This window comes from Sphingomonas ginsenosidivorax (assembly GCF_007995065.1).
Classification (GTDB): Bacteria; Pseudomonadota; Alphaproteobacteria; order Sphingomonadales; family Sphingomonadaceae; genus Sphingomonas; species Sphingomonas ginsenosidivorax.
On record NZ_VOQR01000001.1, the window covers coordinates 2,502,824 to 2,521,427 of the forward strand.

Annotated in this window: 13 protein-coding genes; 7 read left to right on the forward strand and 6 right to left on the reverse strand. The window is 67.5% G+C overall.

Going from position 1 to position 18,604, the window contains the following annotated elements; all coding sequences use genetic code 11:
• The first annotated feature begins 36 nt into the window (after positions 1 to 36).
• On the forward strand, positions 37 to 417 hold the full coding sequence (rplL, locus tag FSB78_RS11320) for a 50S ribosomal protein L7/L12 (protein WP_147082742.1): 381 nt from the start codon (positions 37 to 39) through the stop codon (positions 415 to 417).
• Positions 418 to 710: 293 nt separating this feature from the next.
• A complete protein-coding gene (locus tag FSB78_RS11325; protein ID WP_147082743.1) occupies positions 711 to 1,538 on the forward strand; it encodes an alpha/beta hydrolase in 828 nt (275 codons plus the stop codon).
• A 129-nt stretch (positions 1,539 to 1,667) separates the two neighbouring features.
• On the opposite strand, the gene FSB78_RS11330 is transcribed toward FSB78_RS11325, so the two are convergent.
• Positions 1,668 to 2,873, reverse strand: a complete 1,206-nt coding sequence (locus FSB78_RS11330; RefSeq protein ID WP_147082744.1) for a hypothetical protein — start codon at positions 2,871 to 2,873, stop codon at positions 1,668 to 1,670.
• 562 nt (positions 2,874 to 3,435) lie between these two features.
• Here FSB78_RS11330 and rpoB point away from each other — a divergent pair.
• A complete protein-coding gene (gene rpoB, locus FSB78_RS11335; protein WP_147082745.1) occupies positions 3,436 to 7,593 on the forward strand; it encodes a DNA-directed RNA polymerase subunit beta in 4,158 nt (1,385 codons plus the stop codon).
• A 161-nt stretch (positions 7,594 to 7,754) separates the two neighbouring features.
• On the forward strand, positions 7,755 to 12,041 hold the full coding sequence (rpoC, locus tag FSB78_RS11340; RefSeq protein ID WP_147082746.1) for a DNA-directed RNA polymerase subunit beta': 4,287 nt from the start codon (positions 7,755 to 7,757) through the stop codon (positions 12,039 to 12,041).
• Positions 12,042 to 12,166: 125 nt separating this feature from the next.
• Here the strand turns inward: rpoC and FSB78_RS11345 are convergent, their stop codons facing one another.
• The 3 genes from FSB78_RS11345 to FSB78_RS11355 all read right to left on the reverse strand — a co-directional run bounded on the left by FSB78_RS11345 (position 12,167) and on the right by FSB78_RS11355 (position 14,753).
• Positions 12,167 to 12,625, reverse strand: a complete 459-nt coding sequence (locus FSB78_RS11345; RefSeq protein WP_147082747.1) for a DUF4126 domain-containing protein — start codon at positions 12,623 to 12,625, stop codon at positions 12,167 to 12,169.
• 273 nt (positions 12,626 to 12,898) lie between these two features.
• Positions 12,899 to 13,672: a metallophosphoesterase family protein gene (locus FSB78_RS11350; RefSeq protein WP_147082748.1), complete on the reverse strand. Its 774-nt coding sequence runs from the start codon at positions 13,670 to 13,672 to the stop codon at positions 12,899 to 12,901.
• Entirely contained in the window at positions 13,665 to 14,753 is a 1,089-nt protein-coding gene (locus tag FSB78_RS11355) for a catalase family protein (RefSeq protein ID WP_147082749.1), read from the reverse strand. The genes FSB78_RS11350 and FSB78_RS11355 overlap by 8 nt, the downstream gene beginning before the upstream one ends.
• Positions 14,754 to 14,867: 114 nt before the next feature.
• Between FSB78_RS11355 and FSB78_RS11360 the strand changes: the two genes are divergently transcribed.
• Positions 14,868 to 15,536, forward strand: coding sequence for a fumarylacetoacetate hydrolase family protein (locus tag FSB78_RS11360; RefSeq protein WP_147082750.1), 669 nt, complete (start codon positions 14,868 to 14,870; stop codon positions 15,534 to 15,536).
• Positions 15,537 to 15,690: 154 nt separating this feature from the next.
• Here FSB78_RS11360 and def read toward each other — a convergent pair whose 3' ends face one another.
• Together def and recR are read right to left on the reverse strand one after the other, a co-directional pair.
• Positions 15,691 to 16,227, reverse strand: a complete 537-nt coding sequence (def, locus tag FSB78_RS11365) for a peptide deformylase (RefSeq protein ID WP_147082751.1) — start codon at positions 16,225 to 16,227, stop codon at positions 15,691 to 15,693.
• A gap of 31 nt (positions 16,228 to 16,258) precedes the next feature.
• Positions 16,259 to 16,855: a recombination mediator RecR gene (gene recR, locus FSB78_RS11370; protein ID WP_147082752.1), complete on the reverse strand. Its 597-nt coding sequence runs from the start codon at positions 16,853 to 16,855 to the stop codon at positions 16,259 to 16,261.
• A gap of 53 nt (positions 16,856 to 16,908) precedes the next feature.
• On the opposite strand from recR, the gene fmt reads away from it, so the two are divergent.
• Both fmt and truA read left to right on the forward strand, forming a co-directional pair.
• Positions 16,909 to 17,820: a methionyl-tRNA formyltransferase gene (gene fmt, locus FSB78_RS11375; RefSeq protein WP_147082753.1), complete on the forward strand. Its 912-nt coding sequence runs from the start codon at positions 16,909 to 16,911 to the stop codon at positions 17,818 to 17,820.
• Entirely contained in the window at positions 17,817 to 18,575 is a 759-nt protein-coding gene (truA, locus tag FSB78_RS11380; RefSeq protein ID WP_147082754.1) for a tRNA pseudouridine(38-40) synthase TruA, read from the forward strand. Before fmt ends, truA begins: the two co-directional genes overlap by 4 nt.
• Positions 18,576 to 18,604: the final 29 nt, after the last annotated feature.

Below are 18,604 nucleotides of genomic sequence, written 5' to 3' on the forward strand. Positions count from 1 at the left end.
ACTGATGGGGCACACGCCCCGAGATGGAGACTACACATGGCAGACCTGAACGCACTGGTTGACCAGCTTTCGGCCCTCACCGTCCTCGAAGCAGCCGACCTGTCGAAGCTGCTCGAAGAGAAGTGGGGCGTTTCGGCCGCAGCAGCGGTTGCAGCACCCGCAGCCGGCGGCGCCGGTGGCGCAGCCGCTCCGGCCGCTGAAGAGCAGACCGAATTCGACGTCATCCTGACCGGCGACGGCGGCAAGAAGATCAACGTCATCAAGGAAGTCCGCGCGATCACCTCGCTCGGCCTGACCGAAGCCAAGACGCTGGTCGAGTCGGCTCCGAAGGCGATCAAGGAAGGCGTGTCGAAGGACGAGGCCGCCAAGATCAAGGCGCAGCTGGAAGCAGCCGGCGCGACCGTCGAGGTCAAGTAAGCCGCAGCGGGAGAGACGGGCCACACTGGCCCGCACTCCCGCAAGGCCGGCCGGCGGTCCTTGGACCGACCGACGAGACTTCGGCTTTGCCGAAGTCGGCCGCAGCGAAGAGAAGGGGCGGCCGCAGCGATGCGGTCGCCCTTTTTCGTGTCCGCGCGTCATGCTGAACTCGGTTCAGCATCCACCGGGATGCAGGGGTTGTCTTCAAACCGCCGCGCTGCGCGTGCCGCCCGGTGGATCCTGAAACGAGTTCAGGATGACGGAGGGGGTGGGTAGCGGCTATCGTGCGTCTCATGCGCCATGCCCTGCTCCTTCCGCTTCTCCTCACCGCCTCCTGCGCCGATGCACAGTCGATCCACGACCGGATTTACCAGCCACACAGCACCCCGCTGACGGTCGCCGGCCTGCCGCCGGGCGCCGCGCTCGACCGGGTGAGGACCGCGGACGGGTTGCTGCTGGGCGGCGTCGAGGTCGCGGGGGCGGCGGACAAGCCGGTGCTTCTCGTGTTCCACGGCAATGCCGGCAGCGCGGACCGGAGCGTGGCGTGGTTCGCGCCGCTGGTGGCAGACGGCTACGGCGTCGTCGCGGCGGAGTATCGCGGGTACAGCGCCAATCCGGGGCGGCCCGATGCCAAGGGGCTCGCCGCCGATGCCGACGCCTTCTACGCGCGCGCCAGGGCGCTGGCGGGGACGCGGCGGGTGATCGTGGTCGGGCATAGTCTCGGCGGCGGGGTCGCGTTCGGGCTGGCGACGCGGCAGCGGCTCGATGCGCTGGTGACGGTCGGGACGTTCACGCGGCTGCGCGACATGGCGCCGAAGATCGCGCGGGCGTTCGTGCCGAACGATTACGACAACCTCGCCGCGGTGCCGGGGTTGGACGAGCCCTATTTCCTCGTCCACGGGACTGCGGACGATACCGTGCCGGCGGCGCTCGGCAACACGCTGCACGCAGCGGCGGCAAAGGCGCACAAGGCGGGCGCGTCGTTCGTGGTCGCGGGGGGCGGGCATCGGCCCGACGGCGCGGTGATGGCGGCGGTGATCGATGCGGTGGCGGCGAGCGTGGCGGGGACGGCGGCCCCTGCCCTGCCGGCCGGGGTGACGATGTATCCGTTCCAGCGATGATCGTGCGCCCCCCCTTACGTCATCCCAGCGAAGGCTGGGATCTCCCGTGGCTAGGGCGCAGCAGGAGCCGCGGGAGACCCCAGCCTTCGCTGGGGTGACGGAAATTGGTAAGCGATGGTCGCCGCGCGCCTACCGTTCGAACGCTGCCGCATGGGGCCGGGCGCCGATGTCGGCGTACATCTTCGGCGCGGCGTCGAGCCAGAAGGGGGCGAGCTTGGCGGAGTCGACGCGTTCGATGCCGATCGCCCAGGCGCGCGTGGTCTGGCCGTCGGGGTAGAGCAGGTTCACCGCAACGACCGGCACGAACATCGGGCGGTTGGCGGCGGTCATCGTCTGGATCGCGTCGCGCGGGGTGGCGGCAATCGCCTTGACGGTGCGGCTCTCGCCGGGCGCGAGCGCGAAGGGCGGGGTCGAGGGGCGGCCGATCGGCGCGGCGGTGAGCGCGGCGAGGTCGGCGTCGAGCCCGGTGTGCGCGGTGAGCAGCGAGACCTGCGTGCGGATGCCCTCGGCGGGCGCGTCGCCGGTGTTGGTGATGACGAGTTCGCACTCGGCGACCGCGCTCAGCAGGTTGAGGCCGGCGCGCCGCGGGCGCATCTCGACGCCGAGGCGCGCCCGGGGCGCTGCGGGGACGGGCCGTTCGAGGAATTTCGGCGCGGCGGGCGCGGTTGCGACGGGCGTGGGGGCCACGGGGGCGGTAGCGACGGGGGCGACGGCGACCGGCTCGGGCGTGGGGGTCGCTTCGAGGACCTCGGGCTCGACGAAGGGTTCGGCGGGCTCGCGGCGGCGGCGGGTGAGTGCCCAGAGGCCAGCGAGGACCAGGACGATCACTGCGGGCAGGATCCAGATCGGCATCGTCCGGCCGGTTTCGGGTGCGGCGATCGTGGGCTCGGCCTGCGGGGTCGCCGCGGGGGGCGCGGTCGGGGCGGCCGTTGGCGCGGGGGCCGGAGTCTCGACCGGTGCCTGAGCCTGGGGTTCGACGGTCGTCGGCGCAGGAGTCGCGGGTTGCTCCGGGGTGCGCGTGGGGCGCGCGCCGGGCGTCGGCGCGGGCGTCGGGCTGGACGAGCGGCTCGGCTCGCGGGCGGGTTCGGACGCGGGGCGCGTCGGTCGGGTGCGCGGCGTCGTCCGCTCGGGCGTGGCGCTGCCCGTGCCGCCGGGCGTCTGGGTCGGGAGGACGATCACCGGCGCCGGCGGAACGGGTACCGACTGCGGTGCGAGGCTTTCGAGACCGCGCGGCGGGGGCGGCGTGTCCTGGGCGTTCTGTGCCGCGGCGGGGGTCATCAGGCCGGCGGCTAGCGCCAGGGCGGCGGGCGTCACGGCGCGCCGGTCGATCGTCATCTGTGCAATTCCCTCTACGCCTGTGAGTCGCGGACGACGAACGTCACGCGGCGGCAAGCCGTCTTGCGACGGGTCGGGGCGGGTTAGCGGTCGGGTCAGGGTTTTGCCAGTGGGATGGCGTAGAAGGGGTTCACGCGGAGACGCGGAGACGCGGAGGGGGTGTGGGGTGAGTAGAAGGGGTTTTCACGCGAAGCCGCGAAGGCGCAAAGGGGGTTCGCCCGGAACGGGCTTTGCTCTTCTCCATCAGCAAAGGTGCGACCATGGTTCCATCCGCTCCCTCTTTGCGTCTTCGCGGCTTGGCGTGAAAACACCTTCTTCCGGCTGCGCCGGGAGGGACCTTTGACATCGCCCCTGCCCTGCCCTATATCCGCCTCTCGCCACAGCATCCGGGAAATGACTCGCCGTCGCGCAGCGGGTCGATCGTATTGGGTCTTGAGGTATCATTCGCTTGGAGCCGCCGCATGTCATGCGCGCGGCTTTTGTGCGTTTCGCTGCGTCCCGTTCGGGGGTTCCCGGGCACGAATTTACGGCTGACCCAATCAGTTTGAGGGCAAAATAGACCATGGCATCCAGAGCGATCAACGCAGGCGGCACCGCTAAGCGCCGCATCCGCAAGGTTTTCGGCAACATCCACGAAGTCGTGCAGATGCCGAACCTGATCGAGGTCCAGCGCGAGAGCTACGAGCAGTTCCTGCGGTCGGACAAGTCGATCGGCCATGTGTCGGGCCTCGAGAAGACGCTGCGCAGCGTGTTCCCGATCCAGGATTTCGCGGGCACCGCCTATCTCGATTTCGACGACTACGTTCTCGAGCCGCCGAAGTTCGACGTCGAGGAATGCCGCCAGCGCGGGATCACCTATGCGGCCCCGATGCGCGTCACGCTGCGCCTGACCGCGTTCGAGGTCGATCCGGATACCGAGGCCAAGTCGGTCATCGATATCAAGGAGCAGGACGTCTACATGGGCGACATGCCGCTCATGACCGAGAACGGCACCTTCTTCATCAACGGCACCGAGCGCGTCATCGTCAGCCAGATGCACCGGTCGCCGGGCGTGCTGTTCGACCATGACCGCGGCAAGACGCACGCGTCGGGCAAGTATCTGTTCGCTGCGCGCGTCATCCCGTATCGCGGCTCGTGGCTCGATTTCGAGTTCGACGCCAAGGACATCGTCAACGTCCGTATCGATCGCAAGCGCAAGCTGCCCGTGACGGCTTTGCTCTATGCGCTCGGCATGACGTCGGAAGAGATCCTCAACTATTTCTACAACCGCGTGACCTTCGTCCGCGGCCAGGGTGGCTGGATCGTCCCCTTCCAGGTCGAGAACTGGCGTGGCCAGAAGCCGATGTTCGACATCGTCGATGCGAAGACCGGCGAAGTCGTGTTCCCGAACGGCCAGAAGATCAGCCCCCGCGCTGCGAACAAGGCGTTCAAGGACGGCCTGACCGACCTGCTGATCCCGACCGAGGAAATCTTCGGCCGCTATTCGGCATACGACCTGATCGACGAGTCGACCGGCGCGATCTACATCGAGGCCGGTGACGAGGTCACCGCAGAGAATCTCGAACTGCTCGACAAGGCAGGCATCGAGCGTCTCGAGCTGCTCGACATCGACCACGTCGCGACGGGTCCGTGGATCCGCAACACGCTGAAGGCCGACAAGGCCGAAGAGCGCGAGCAGGCGCTTAGCGACATCTATCGCGTCATGCGTCCCGGCGAGCCGCCGACGCTCGAGACGGCAGAGGCGCTGTTCTCGGGCCTGTTTTTCGATCCGGACCGCTACGACCTGTCGGCCGTCGGCCGCGTGAAGCTCAACATGCGCCTCGACCTCGACGTCGAGGACACGGTGACGACGCTGCGCACCGAGGACATTCTCGAGGTCGTCAAGACGCTCGTGAACCTCAAGGACGGCAAGGGCGAGATCGACGATATCGACAACCTCGGTAACCGTCGTGTCCGGTCTGTCGGCGAGCTGCTCGAGAACCAGTACCGCGTCGGCCTGCTCCGCATGGAGCGCGCCGTGAAGGAGCGGATGTCGTCGGTCGACGTGTCGACCGTGATGCCGAACGACCTGATCAACGCGAAGCCGGCGGTTGCCGCGGTGCGCGAATTCTTCGGCTCGTCGCAGCTGTCGCAGTTCATGGATCAGACCAACCCGCTGTCGGAAGTCACCCACAAGCGTCGCGTGTCGGCACTTGGACCGGGTGGTCTGACGCGTGAGCGCGCAGGCTTCGAAGTCCGCGACGTTCACCCGACGCATTACGGCCGCATCTGCCCGATCGAGACGCCGGAAGGCCCGAACATCGGTCTGATCAACTCGCTGGCGTCGTTCTCGCGGGTCAACAAGTATGGCTTCATCGAGACGCCGTATCGGAAAGTCGTCGACCACAAGGTGACCGACGACGTCGTGTACCTGTCGGCGATGGAAGAGGCCAAGCACACGATCGCGCAGGCCAACGCCGACCTGACCGCGGACGGTGGCTTCACCGAGGAGCTGGTCTCGTCGCGTCAGGCTGGCGACTTCCTGATGGCGCTGCCCGACAACATCACGCTGATGGACGTCAGCCCCAAGCAGCTCGTCTCGGTCGCCGCATCGCTCATTCCGTTCCTGGAAAACGATGACGCCAACCGCGCGCTGATGGGCTCGAACATGCAGCGCCAGGCCGTGCCGCTCGTCCAGGCCGAGGCGCCGTTCGTCGGCACCGGCATGGAAGAGACCGTGGCCCGGGACTCCGGCGCTGCGATCTCAGCCAAGCGGGCGGGCATCGTCGACCAGGTCGACGCGGCGCGTATCGTGATCCGCGCCACCGGCGAGATCGATGCCGGCAAGTCGGGCGTCGACATCTACACGCTGATGAAGTTCCAGCGGTCTAACCAGTCGACCTGCATCAACCAGCGTCCGCTGGTGAAGGTGGGCGACGTGGTCTCGGCCGGCGACGTGCTCGCCGACGGTCCGTCGACCGAGTTCGGCGAGCTGGCGCTGGGCCGCAACAGCCTCGTCGCGTTCATGCCGTGGAACGGGTACAACTACGAGGATTCGATCCTCATCAGCGAGCGGATCGTGAAGGACGACGTGTTCACGTCGATCCATATCGACGAGTTCGAGGTGATGGCCCGCGACACCAAGCTCGGGCCCGAGGACATCACGCGCGACATCCCGAACGTCGGCGAGGAAGCACTCCGCAACCTCGACGAGGCGGGCATCGTGTACATCGGTGCCGAGGTCGAGCCGGGCGATATCCTTGCCGGCAAGATCACGCCCAAGGGTGAATCGCCGATGACGCCGGAGGAGAAGCTGCTCCGCGCAATCTTCGGCGAGAAGGCATCGGACGTGCGCGACACGTCGCTGCGCCTGCCGCCGGGCGTGTCGGGTACGGTCGTCGACGTTCGCGTCTTCAACCGTCACGGCATCGACAAGGACGAGCGCGCGATGGCGATCGAGCGCGAGGAGATCGAGCGGCTGAAGAAGGACTCGGACGACGAGCGGTCGATCCTGAACCGTGCGACCTGGAGCCGCCTGCGAGAGATGCTGCTCGACCAGACCTCGACCTCGGTGCCCAAGGGCCTGAAGAAGGGTGCGGTCATCGATATGGAGACGCTGGACAGCGTCGACCGTCACGAGTGGTGGAAGTTCTCCGTCGCCGACGACAAGACGCAGAGCGACCTCGAGGCCGTCAAGCAGCAGTATGACGACGCGGCCAAGCTGATCACGGACAAGTTCCATGATCGGCGCGAGAAGCTGGAGCGTGGCGACGAGCTGTCGCCGGGCGTGCTGAAGATGGTCAAGGTGTTCGTGGCGGTGAAGCGCAAGCTGCAGCCGGGCGACAAGATGGCCGGCCGTCACGGCAACAAAGGCGTCATCAGCCGCATCCTGCCGGCGGAGGACATGCCGTTCCTCGCCGACGGGACGCCGGTCGATATCGTGCTCAACCCGCTGGGCGTGCCGTCGCGCATGAACGTCGGGCAGATCTTCGAGACGCATCTGGGCTGGGCCGCACGCGGTCTCGGCCAGCAGATCACGCATGCGCTGGAGACGTGGCGCGAGGAGAACCCCGAGGCCAAGCCGGGCGCGATGCCCGACGCGGTCAAGGAGCGCCTCAAGACCGTGTATGGCGAGCAGTATCACGACGAGATCGAAGCCCGCTCGGGCGACGAGATCATCGAGCTCGCGCAGAACCTGAAGAACGGCGTGCCGATGGCGACGCCGGTGTTCGACGGCGCGCGCGAGGCCGATGTGTCGGCGATGCTGGAACTGGCGGGTCTCGACCCGTCGGGCCAGTCGGACCTGTTCGACGGACGTACCGGCGACAAGTTCGATCGCAAGGTGACGGTCGGCTACATCTACATGCTGAAGCTGCATCACCTGGTCGACGACAAGATCCACGCCCGGTCGATCGGACCGTACAGCCTAGTCACGCAGCAGCCGCTGGGTGGTAAGGCGCAGTTCGGTGGCCAGCGCTTCGGCGAGATGGAGGTCTGGGCACTCCAGGCCTACGGCGCGGCGTATACCCTGCAGGAAATGCTGACGGTGAAGTCGGACGACGTCGTCGGGCGCACCAAGGTCTACGAGGCGATCGTCAAGGGCGACGACACGTTCGAGGCCGGCATTCCGGAGAGCTTCAACGTTCTCGTCAAGGAAATGCGCTCGCTGGGCCTGAACGTGGACCTCAAGCAGTCGGAGCCTGGCTTCGACAGCGACGGGATCCAGATCGCGGCGGAGTAAGCCAAGCCATTAGCCCTCTCCCGCCTTCGCGGGAGAGGGTTGGGTGAGGGTCTTCTTCTTCCCGCCCAAGAAGAAGACCCTCACCTCCCACCGCGAAGAGCGGCGGGCCCCTCCTCTCCCGCGAAAGCGGGAGAGGGCTAGATTTTTCTTAAGGACAGCTCATGAACGAGATGACCCCCTTCGCCAATCCGGTCGCCAAGGCCGAGACGTTCGACCAGATCCAGATCGGCATCGCATCGCCGGACAAGATCCGCAGCTGGTCGTTCGGCGAGATCAAGAAGCCCGAGACCATCAACTATCGCACGTTCAAGCCCGAGCGTGACGGCCTGTTCTGCGCGCGCATCTTCGGTCCGATCAAGGATTACGAGTGCCTGTGCGGCAAGTACAAGCGCATGAAGTACAAGGGCATCGTCTGCGAGAAGTGCGGCGTCGAGGTTACCGTCTCGAAGGTCCGCCGCGAGCGGATGGGCCATATCGAACTGGCCGCCCCGGTTGCGCACATCTGGTTCCTGAAGTCGCTGCCGTCGCGCATCGGCCTGCTGCTCGACATGCAGCTGAAGCAGCTCGAGCGCGTGCTGTACTTCGAGGCGTACATCGTCATCGAGCCGGGCCTGACCCCGCTCGAGAAGTACCAGCTGATGACCGAGGACGAGCTCCTCGACGCGCAGGACCAGTATGGCGAGGACGCGTTCTCGGCCGGGATCGGCGCCGAAGCCGTGCGGATCATGCTGGAGTCGCTGGATCTCGAGGGTGAGCGTACCGCGCTGCTCGAAGAGCTGGCCGTCACCAAGTCCGAGCTGAAGCCCAAGAAGATCATCAAGCGGCTGAAGGTCGTCGAGAGCTTCATCGATTCGGGCAACCGCCCCGAGTGGATGATCCTCGAGGTCGTGCCGGTCATCCCGCCCGAGCTGCGCCCGCTGGTGCCGCTGGACGGTGGTCGCTTCGCGACGTCGGATCTGAACGATCTGTATCGCCGCGTGATCAACCGCAACAATCGTCTCAAGCGCCTGATGGAGCTCCGCGCGCCGGACATCATCGTCCGCAACGAGAAGCGCATGCTGCAGGAGGCCGTCGACGCATTGTTCGACAATGGTCGCCGCGGTCGCACGATCACGGGCGCCAACAAGCGTCCGCTCAAGTCGCTCTCCGACATGCTCAAGGGCAAGCAGGGCCGCTTCCGTCAGAACCTGCTCGGCAAGCGCGTCGACTATTCGGGTCGTTCGGTCATCGTGACCGGGCCTGAGCTGAAGCTGCACCAGTGCGGCCTGCCCAAGAAGATGGCGCTCGAGCTGTTCAAGCCGTTCATCTACGCACGTCTCGACGCCAAGGGTCTGTCGATGACCCTGAAGCAGGCGAAGAAGTGGGTCGAGAAGGAGCGCAAGGAAGTCTGGGACATCCTGGACGAGGTGATCCGCGAGCATCCGGTCATGCTGAACCGTGCGCCGACGCTTCACCGTCTCGGCATCCAGGCGTTCGAGCCGGTGCTGATCGAAGGCAAGGCGATCCAGCTTCACCCGCTGGTCTGCTCCGCGTTCAACGCCGATTTCGACGGCGACCAGATGGCCGTGCACGTTCCGCTGAGCCTCGAGGCCCAGCTCGAAGCGCGCGTGCTGATGATGTCGACGAACAACATCCTGTCGCCCGCCAACGGTAAGCCGATCATCGTTCCGTCGCAGGACATGGTTCTCGGTCTCTATTATCTGTCGATGATGAAGGAGAACGAGCCGGGCCAGGGCATGCTGCTGGGCGACATGGCCGAAGTGCACCAGGCACTGAACGCCGGCGCCGTGACGCTGCATTCGAAGATCATCAGCCGCGTTCCGCAGACCGACGAGAAGGGCAAGCAGTACCTCAAGCGGTACGAGACGACCCCGGGCCGCATGCTGCTGGGCGAGACGCTGCCGCACAGCCACAAGGTGCCGTTCGAGACCGTCAACCGCCTTCTCACCAAGAAGGACGTCGGGGACGTGATCGACGAGGTCTATCGTCACACCGGCCAGAAGGAGACCGTGCTGTTCGCCGACGCGATCATGTCGCTCGGCTTCCGTCACGCGTTCCGCGCGGGCATCTCGTTCGGCAAGGACGACATGATCATCCCGGAAGCGAAGATCGCGCTGGTCGACGACACCAAGGCGCTCGTGAAGGACTTCGAGCAGCAGTATCAGGACGGCCTGATCACGCAGCAGGAGAAGTACAACAAGGTGATCGACGCCTGGAGCCGTTGCGGCGACCAGGTCGCGAACGCCATGATGGACGAAATCCGGTCGGTGAAGGTCGACGAGGAGACCGGCCGTGAGAAGCCGATCAACTCGATCTACATGATGGCACACTCGGGCGCGCGTGGTTCGCAGGCGCAGATCAAGCAGCTCGCCGGCATGCGCGGCCTGATGGCCAAGCCGTCGGGCGAGATCATCGAGACGCCGATCATCTCGAACTTCAAGGAAGGCCTGACCGTCCTCGAATACTTCAACTCGACCCACGGCGCGCGCAAGGGCCTCGCGGATACGGCGTTGAAGACGGCGAACTCGGGGTACCTGACGCGTCGTCTGGTCGACGTGTCGCAGGACTGCGTCATCATCGAGCCGGATTGCGGCACCGAGCGCGCACTGGAAATGAAGGCCATTCTCCAGGGTGGTTCGACGATCGCGAGCCTCGGCGAGCGCATCCTCGGTCGTACGACCGCGGAGGACATCGTCGATCCGAAGACCGGCAAGGTCGTCATCCCGTCGGGCACGCTGCTCGACGAGCCGATGATCACGCAGATCGAGGCGCTGGGTACCCAGTCGTGCAAGATCCGCAGCCCGCTGGTCTGCGAGTCGAAGATCGGTGTCTGCGGCAAGTGCTACGGGCGCGATCTCGCCCGCGGTACGCCGGTGAACATCGGTGAGGCTGTCGGCGTCATCGCCGCGCAGTCGATCGGCGAGCCGGGCACGCAGCTGACGATGCGTACGTTCCACATCGGTGGTGCAGCGCAGCTCAACGAGACGTCGAACCTCGAGGCGCATGCCGACGGTACGGTGCAGTTCCGCGACCTGCGCATCATCGTCGACCAGCGTGGTCGTCGCGTGGTGCTCAGCCGCTCGGGCGAAATCGCGATCGTCGACATGGACGGCCGCGAGCTCTCGGTCGATCGCATCCCCTACGGTGCGTACGTGCTGTTCGACGATGGTCACATCGTGTCGAAGGGCGACCGGATGGCCGAGTGGGATCCGTTCACCATGCCGGTGATCACGGAGAACCCGGGCACCATCAAATATGTCGACCTGATCGAGGGCAAGACGCTCACCGAGCAGACCGACGAAGCGACGGGCATCGCCCAGCGCGTGGTGGTGGAGTATCGTGCGGCGACGAAGTCGAAGGAGGATCTGCGTCCGCGCCTGACCCTGCTCGACGACACTAGCGGAGAGACCGGCCGCTACATGCTGGCGACCGGCGCGACGCTCTCGGTCGAGGATGGCGCACAGGTGTTCGGCGGCGACGTCGTGGCGCGTGTCAGCCGTGAATCGGCCAAGACCCGCGACATCACGGGCGGTCTGCCGCGCGTTGCCGAGCTGTTCGAGGCGCGCAAGCCCAAGGAGAACGCGATCATCGCGAAGGTCTCGGGTCGCGTGGTGTTCGGCAAGGACTACAAGGCCAAGCGCAAGATCGGGATCCAGCCCGAGGACGGCAGCGAGGTCGTGGAGTATCTGATCCCGAAGTCGAAGGTCATCGACGTCCAGGAAGGCGACTACGTCAAGCGTGGCGACAACCTGATCGGCGGTTCGCCCGATCCGCACGACATTCTGGAAGTGCTCGGGATCGAGCCGCTTGCAGAGTATCTCGTGTCGGAAATCCAGGAAGTCTACCGACTCCAGGGCGTGAAGATCAACGACAAGCACATCGAGACGATCGTTCGTCAGATGCTGCAGAAGGTCGAGATCACCGACGGCGGCGACACCACGCTGCTGGCCGGCGAGCAGGTCGATCGCGAGGAAATGGACGCGATCAACGAGAAGCTCGACAAGAAGCAGGTCCGTGCACAGGGCAAGCCGATCCTGCTCGGCATCACCAAGGCGTCGCTGCAGACCCGCAGCTTCATCTCGGCGGCGTCGTTCCAGGAAACCACGCGCGTGCTCACCGAGGCCGCGGTGCAGGGCAAGCAGGACATGCTGATGGGCCTGAAGGAGAACGTCATCGTCGGGCGTCTCATTCCGGCCGGCACCGGCGCGGGGCTCAACCGCCTGCGTGTCGCCGCCAACAGCCGCGATGCGGCGATGCGCGTCGCGCAGCGCAAGATGGCCGAAGTCTCGATCATCGCGCCCAAGGACGCGAAGGAAGAGCATGATGCCGAGCTGGCACGATCGGCACGCGACGCCGGCGGCACCGGCGACGACGCGCTGGGCGAGGTCGTGACGAGCGGCACCGGGACCGACGCGGATGCCGGCGAGTATCTGAACAAGCCCGAGTGATCGGGTTCGTCGGGTTCGCCTGACAGGAGAAAGGCCGCCGTCCGGGGATCCGGGCGGCGGCCTTTTTCGTTTGGGGCGGCGGTGGGCCCCGCCCCTGCCCGGATCGTCAACGGCCAGCGGGCGGCTCAGGCGTGCGCGGGCTTCGCGTTGGCGATGACGTTGGCGGCCGAGAAGACGATCGCCTCCTCGACGAAGCCGGTCGCGGTCTGGCCCCAGCGTGCCATCGCCCATTTGCGCGCGGCGAGGCCGGCATAGGACGAGCCGATCGCGGCCCCGATGCCGAGCGCGGCGCCGGCGAACTGGCGCTTGGGCGGGGCGAGCGCGGCGCCTGCGAAGCCAGCGGTGATCGTGCGCGCGAGCAGGCCGAGGAAGACGGTGCGGTCGGGCGCCGTCTTCATCTTGTCGCCCGCCATTTCCAACGCACCCATGGCCACGCCGCCCGTCGCGATCAGCGGGTGTGCCATCAGCCGGGCGCCGGGAGTGTCGTGGGGCAGCGTGCCGCGGCGTGCGGCGCCGGCGAGCGCGGCGAGCGGCGTCATCGAGCGCTGGCCCGCGACGAGGCCCATCAGAATCGAGCGTAGCATTGGAAACTCCTGTTCGTTCGGAAACGAAACGGGCGAGCGGGGCGAGCGATCCCGCCGGAGATGCGCCGATGCCTGCTCTGGCCTTGTTGGCGTTGCGACGACCGTTAAGGCCACGGAGTGCGGCGCGTATGACCCTGGATCCTGGGTCGAGCCCAGGATGACAGGGAGAAGGGCGCGGTCCGTCATCCTGACGAACGTCAGGACCCAGAGTTGCTGGCGGTGCGCCTGGAACCCTGGATCCCGGGACGAGCCCGGGATGACGGTGTGGGGGCGTCAGCCGTTCAGGACGTGCTTGGGCTCGGAGGACAACGTGCGCGCGAGCGTCTCGAAGTTGCCGCCGTCGATGCGGATCTCGTTGAAGGCGGGCGGGCTGCCGCGGGTGCGCTTGGAGAGCGTGCCGGCGCCGATCATCCGGACGGTGCGCCCGGCGCGGTCGATCGGGATGTCGAACGGGTCGTGTACATGGCCCGACAGCACCGCGTGCCCGCCCGCATCGGCGAGCGCGGTCAGCGCGCTGTCGCCGTGGCGCGTGCGCGCGGTGCCGGTCGTGCCCGCCTCGATCAGCGGATGGTGCGCGGCGACGAAGATGAGATTGTCCTTGGGTGCATCGGCGATCATCGCCAGCGCGCGCTGCAGCGAGCCTGGGCTGACCCTGCCCTTCGACCAGTTCCATCGCCACTGGGCGCGCGCGGTGGTCTTGAGCGGGACGACGGTCAGGCCGGGCAGGTCGAGCGGCTTCTCGATCATCGTCTCGACCGCGGCATAGCGCTGATAGGGCGCGAACAGGCGGCGGAACGGGTCCCAGTAATAGGGGATGTCGTGGTTGCCGACCTCCAGCGTCACGGGCACGCCGAGCGAGCGCAGCCAGTCGCCGCCACGCTGGAACTCGTCCTTGGTGGCGCGCATCGTCAGGTCGCCGGTCATGATGACCGCGTCGGGCTTCTCCGCGGTCACCAGCTCCGAGAACCAGGCGATCGCTGCCGGGTCCTCCGCACCGAAATGCACGTCGCTGACGTGGAAGAGCTTGAGCGCCCGAGCCTCAGACAAGGTCGGAAAGGCTCTTGGGCTGGTGCACCGGGCAGCCGTTGAACTGGCCGCGGAACGTCGAGGACAGCTCGTACGGGCTCTTCCGCGCACGGTTGATGCCACCGAGCGGCTGGTGCGCGGTCACGCCGTCCCACACGCTGTAGACCAGCGCGTCGTCGGTCTTGTCGGTGGTGCCGGGTGCCCAGCTCAGCTGTGCGGGCACTTCGAGCGTCGCGACGGTGACGAACGGGCTCTGCTTCTCGTCCCAGACGACGCTGGCGTCTTCGACCGGCATCGCGTCGAGATCGGTATTGAGCTGCACGCGCAGCTCCCAGGTGCCGCCATGCTCGATCAGCTCGTCGCGTACGACCTCGCGAAGCGCGTCGGGGCGCGCGGTGACGTTGACGAGGTCGCCGGTCAGCCGGGTCAGGCCGGGCGAGACCGGGAACAACGCGAACTTCGCGATGTAATCGCCGAAGCGGAACGGGGTCTGCGAGTAATAGGTCTCGCCGAGCGGATGGACCGGCGCGGCACCACCCAGCGTCTTGAGCGTCGCGGATTCGCCGCCGACGGCCTCCAGCGCGGATTCGACGACGCGGAACGTCGCCGACATAGCCTTCTTGACGCCGTCGAAGCGGTCCGTGGTCTTCGACAGCAGCTTCAGGTTCTTGCCGAACGCCTTGGCGTCGGGCGCGGAGAAGGCCGGGCCGTTGACCATGATGAAGTCCTGATTGGTCGAGTCCCCGGAGTCGGGCAGGCGATCACCCTGTACGCCGATGACCTTGAGCGCGACGCCGCGCGGCAGGCTGACGCTGTCGTCGAGGATGTCGCCGGCGTTGGTCGAGATGCGGATCACCGCCTCATAGGTGCCGGGTGCCGCGAAAATGCCCTGCGCGAGCTGCGGCGGCAGGTGGCCGACGGTCAGCGTGCCACGCGCGATGCCGTGCGCCTTGGCGTGGACCGCGCGGACCGCATGGCCATAGTCCTGCGACGTGGTTTCGAGGATCTCCTGGAAGCTCTCGTTCAGCCCGGCGATCGTCTCGGCTTCGTCGGGGGCCACGGTCTCGACTGAGGGGGCGTAGCGGACGGGCGTGCTGGACATGCGGTATCTCCTTGATCTCGGTTGGGTAACCCACGCACGTCCGGGACGTTCCGCGCACGATTGCAAAGCGCGGGACACGGGTGCAATCGCGCCGCATCCCGAGGAGACCGTCCCATGCTGCCTGTCGTCGTCGCCCCCACCATCGCCATCGCCGGGTCCACCGACCGCTTCCCGGTGCGGCGGATCTTCTGCGTCGGGCAGAACTATGCCGACCATGCGCGCGAGATGGGGAACGATCCGGATCGGCAGCAGCCCTTCTTCTTTGCCAAGCCCGCCGACGCGGTGGTGGATAATGGCACCACCCTGCCCTTCCCGGTGCGCACCGCCGACCTGCACCACGAGGTCGAGCTGGTCGTGGCGCTCGGCGCGGGCGGGCACGACATCGAGGCGAAGGATGCGATCGGGCTGATCTGGGGCAGCGCGGTGGGGATCGACCTGACGCGGCGCGACCTGCAGGCCGCGGCGAAGAAGGCGGGGCGGCCGTGGGACATGGCAAAGGGGTTCGACCGGTCGGCACCGATCGGGGCGCTGACGCCGGGGGCGCCACCCGAGACCGGGGCGATCGCGTTGTCGATCGGGGGCGAGACGCGGCAGTCGGGCGACCTGTCGATGATGATCTGGAGCGTGGCCGAGGTGATCGCGGTGCTGTCGACCTATGTCGAGCTGGCAGCGGGCGATCTGATCTTCACGGGGACACCGGCGGGGGTCGGGCCGATCCGCGCGGGCGAGCGGGTTCGGGCGGAGATTGCCGGGTTGGAGGCGCTGGAGGTGGGGTTCGCCTGAGCTCCGTCATCCTGACGGACGTCAGGATCCAGAGTTACGGGCGGTATCGCCTGGGGCTCTGGGTCCTGACTTTCGTCAGGATGACGGAAGGAAAGGGAAATGATGGTAGCGCCTGGGGCTCTCGGTCCCGGCTTTCGCCGGGATGACGGGGGGTTCAGCCTCCGCGGCGCATCTTGGCGAGCTTCTTCATCACCATGTCGCGCTTGAGGCGGCTGATATGGTCGGTGAAGAGCACGCCGTTGAGATGGTCGATCTCGTGCTGCATGCAGGTCGAGAGCAGACCGTCGAGGTCCTCCTCGAACGCCGCGCCGGTCTCGTCCTGCCAGCGGACGCGGCAGGCGGCGGGGCGGGCGACCTCGGCATATTGCTCGGGGATCGACAGGCAGCCTTCGTTGTAGACCTTGGTCTCGTCGCTGACCGAGAGGATCTCGGGATTGATGTACGCGCGGGGGGCGCGGACCGGGGTTTCCTTGCCGTCGTCGTCGGTCGTCGTCTCTTCCTGCAGGTCGATGACGAGGATGCGCTGGTCGACACCGACCTGGATCGCGGCGAGGCCGATGCCGTGCGCGTCGTACATCGTGTCGATCATGTCGGTGACGAACGCACGCGTGGTGTCGTCGATCGTCTCGACGGGCTTGGAGACCAGGCGCAGGCGCGGGTCTGGGACTTCTACGATTGGGAGGACGGCCATTGTCGCGAGCTAGGAAACGCGGGGGCCAGCGTCAAGCCATCGGGCGCCGCGCGCGCAACGCCTGAGCCAATGTGCCCTCGTCCAGATAGTCGAGTTCGCCGCCGACGGGCAGGCCGTGCGCGAGCTGCGTGACGCGGACCGGGAAGCGTTCGATGCGATCGGCGATATAGTGCGCGGTGGTCTGGCCCTCGAGCGTCGCGTTCATCGCGAGCACGACCTCGTCGATCCCGCCGACCTCGATACGGCGGACGAGGCTGTCGATGCTGAGATCCTCCGGGCGGATGCCTTCGAGCGCCGAGAGGCGGCCGCCGAGGACGTGGAAGCGGCCGGGGAAGAGGCGCGAGCGGTCGAGCGCCCAGAGGTCGGCGACTTCCTCGACCACGCACAGCGAACGCTGGTCGCGGCGCGGGTCGGCGCAGATGCCGCAGGGGTTGGTGGTGTCGACGTTGCCGCAGACGGTGCAGTTCTCGAGCCGTTCGTCGACCGCGGTCAGTGCCTCGCGCAACGGGCCCAACGCCGCCTCGCGCTTCTTGAGAAGATGGAGCACGGCGCGGCGTGCGGAGCGGGGGCCGAGGCCGGGAAGTCGCGCCAGGGCTTGAGTCAGCGCCTCGATCTCGGGGGATGCCATGGAGAACAGATAGGGGGTTGCATCGGGCTCCGCCAGCGTGTTCGAGAAGCGCCATGCGGATCGTTTTCATGGGAACGCCGGACTTCGCGGTGCCGGTCCTCGATGCCCTGGTCGAGGCGGGGCACGACGTCGTCGCGGCCTATTGCCAGCCGGCAAGGCCGGGCGGGCGACGCGGGCGCGCGGTGGTGCCCTCGCCTGTGCAGGCGCGCGCCGAGGCGCTGGGGATAGCGGTGCGGTCGCCGGTGTCGCTCAAGACCGCCGAGGCGCAGGCCGAGTTCGCGGGCTTCGGCGCCGAGGTGGCGGTGGTTGCGGCGTACGGGCTGATCCTGCCGCGCGCGGTGCTCGACGCGCCGGTGCATGGATGCCTGAACGTGCACGGGTCGCTGTTGCCGCGGTGGCGCGGCGCGGCGCCGGTGCAGCGCGCGATCCTGGCGGGCGATGCCGAGACGGGCGTCGGGATCATGCAGATGGAGGCCGGGCTCGACACCGGGCCGGTGCGGCTGGAAGGGCGGACGCCGATCGGCCGAAAGACCGCGGGCGAACTCACCGCGGAGCTGGCGGCGATGGGCGGGCGATTGATGGTAGAGGTGATCCGCGACCTGGACGCCTACCCTGCCCGTCCGCAGCCCGAGGAGGGCGTGACCTACGCGGCGAAGATCGACAAGGCCGAGGCGCGGATCGACTTCACGCAGACCGCGCGCGCGGTCGAGCGGCTGGTGCGCGCGATGAACCCGGCGCCGGGGGCGTGGTTCGAGGTGGCGGGCGAACGGGTGAAGGTGCTTGCGGCGGACGTGCTGCCGTTCACCTTTCCCGGCGGCGAGGGCATCACCGTCGATGCCGGGCTGACGATCGGGTGCGGCGACGGCGCGATCCGGCCGACCCTGGTCCAGCGTGCGGGGCGCGGCGTGTCGTCGACCGCGGAGTTCCTGCGCGGCTTCCCGGTGGCGTCGGACACGCAGCTTTGAGCCGATTCGCGCTGACCGTCGAGTTTGACGGCCGGCCGTTCATGGGTTGGCAGCGGCAGACGCACGGGCCGAGCGTACAGGCGGCGCTCGAGGCCGCGGTGCTGGCGGTGACGGGCGAGACGGTCGCGGTGCATGCCGCCGGGCGGACCGATGCGGGGGTCCACGGGCTGGCGATGCGCGCACATGTCGATATCGACAAGGAGATCGGGGCGTTCCGGTTGATGGAGGCGCTCAACGCACGGGTGCGGCCGGCGCCCGTCGCGGTGACGGCGTGCGCGGTGGTGGCGGACGACTGGCATGCGCGCTTTTCCTGCATCGGGCGCGCGTACGCGTATCGGATCGTCAACCGGCGGGCGCCGCTGACGGTCGAGGCGGGGCTGGCGTGGCAGGTGCCGCAGCCGCTTGATGCCGGTGCGATGGCGGAGGCGGCGCAGGCACTGGTGGGGCTGCACGACTTCACGACGTTCCGGTCGGCGCATTGCCAGTCGGCGAGTCCGGTGAAGACGCTCGATCGGCTGGACGTGGTGCGGGTCGGGGACCGGGTGACGATCGAGGCGGCGGCGCGGTCGTTCCTGCATCACCAGGTGCGGTCGATGGTCGGGTGCCTGGCGCTGGTCGGGATGGGGCGCTGGGCGGTCGGAGATGTGGCGGCGGCGCTCGAGGCGAAGGACCGCGCGCAGCTGGGGCTGAATGCGCCGCCGGACGGCTTGTATTTTATGGAGGCGGTTTACCCTCCCCCGTCATCCCGGACTTGATCCGGGAGCCAGAGTTACAGGTGGTGGCG

Coding starts and splice junctions, on each gene's coding strand:
- rplL (WP_147082742.1), top strand. CDS start 37: ATGGCAGACCTGAACGCACTGGTTGACCAGCTTTCGGCCCTCACCGTC.
- FSB78_RS11325 (WP_147082743.1), top strand. CDS start 711: ATGCGCCATGCCCTGCTCCTTCCGCTTCTCCTCACCGCCTCCTGCGCC.
- FSB78_RS11330 (WP_147082744.1), bottom strand. CDS start 2,873: ATGACGATCGACCGGCGCGCCGTGACGCCCGCCGCCCTGGCGCTAGCC.
- rpoB (WP_147082745.1), top strand. CDS start 3,436: ATGGCATCCAGAGCGATCAACGCAGGCGGCACCGCTAAGCGCCGCATC.
- rpoC (WP_147082746.1), top strand. CDS start 7,755: ATGAACGAGATGACCCCCTTCGCCAATCCGGTCGCCAAGGCCGAGACG.
- FSB78_RS11345 (WP_147082747.1), bottom strand. CDS start 12,625: ATGCTACGCTCGATTCTGATGGGCCTCGTCGCGGGCCAGCGCTCGATG.
- FSB78_RS11355 (WP_147082749.1), bottom strand. CDS start 14,753: ATGTCCAGCACGCCCGTCCGCTACGCCCCCTCAGTCGAGACCGTGGCC.
- FSB78_RS11360 (WP_147082750.1), top strand. CDS start 14,868: ATGCTGCCTGTCGTCGTCGCCCCCACCATCGCCATCGCCGGGTCCACC.
- def (WP_147082751.1), bottom strand. CDS start 16,227: ATGGCCGTCCTCCCAATCGTAGAAGTCCCAGACCCGCGCCTGCGCCTG.
- recR (WP_147082752.1), bottom strand. CDS start 16,855: ATGGCATCCCCCGAGATCGAGGCGCTGACTCAAGCCCTGGCGCGACTT.
- fmt (WP_147082753.1), top strand. CDS start 16,909: ATGCGGATCGTTTTCATGGGAACGCCGGACTTCGCGGTGCCGGTCCTC.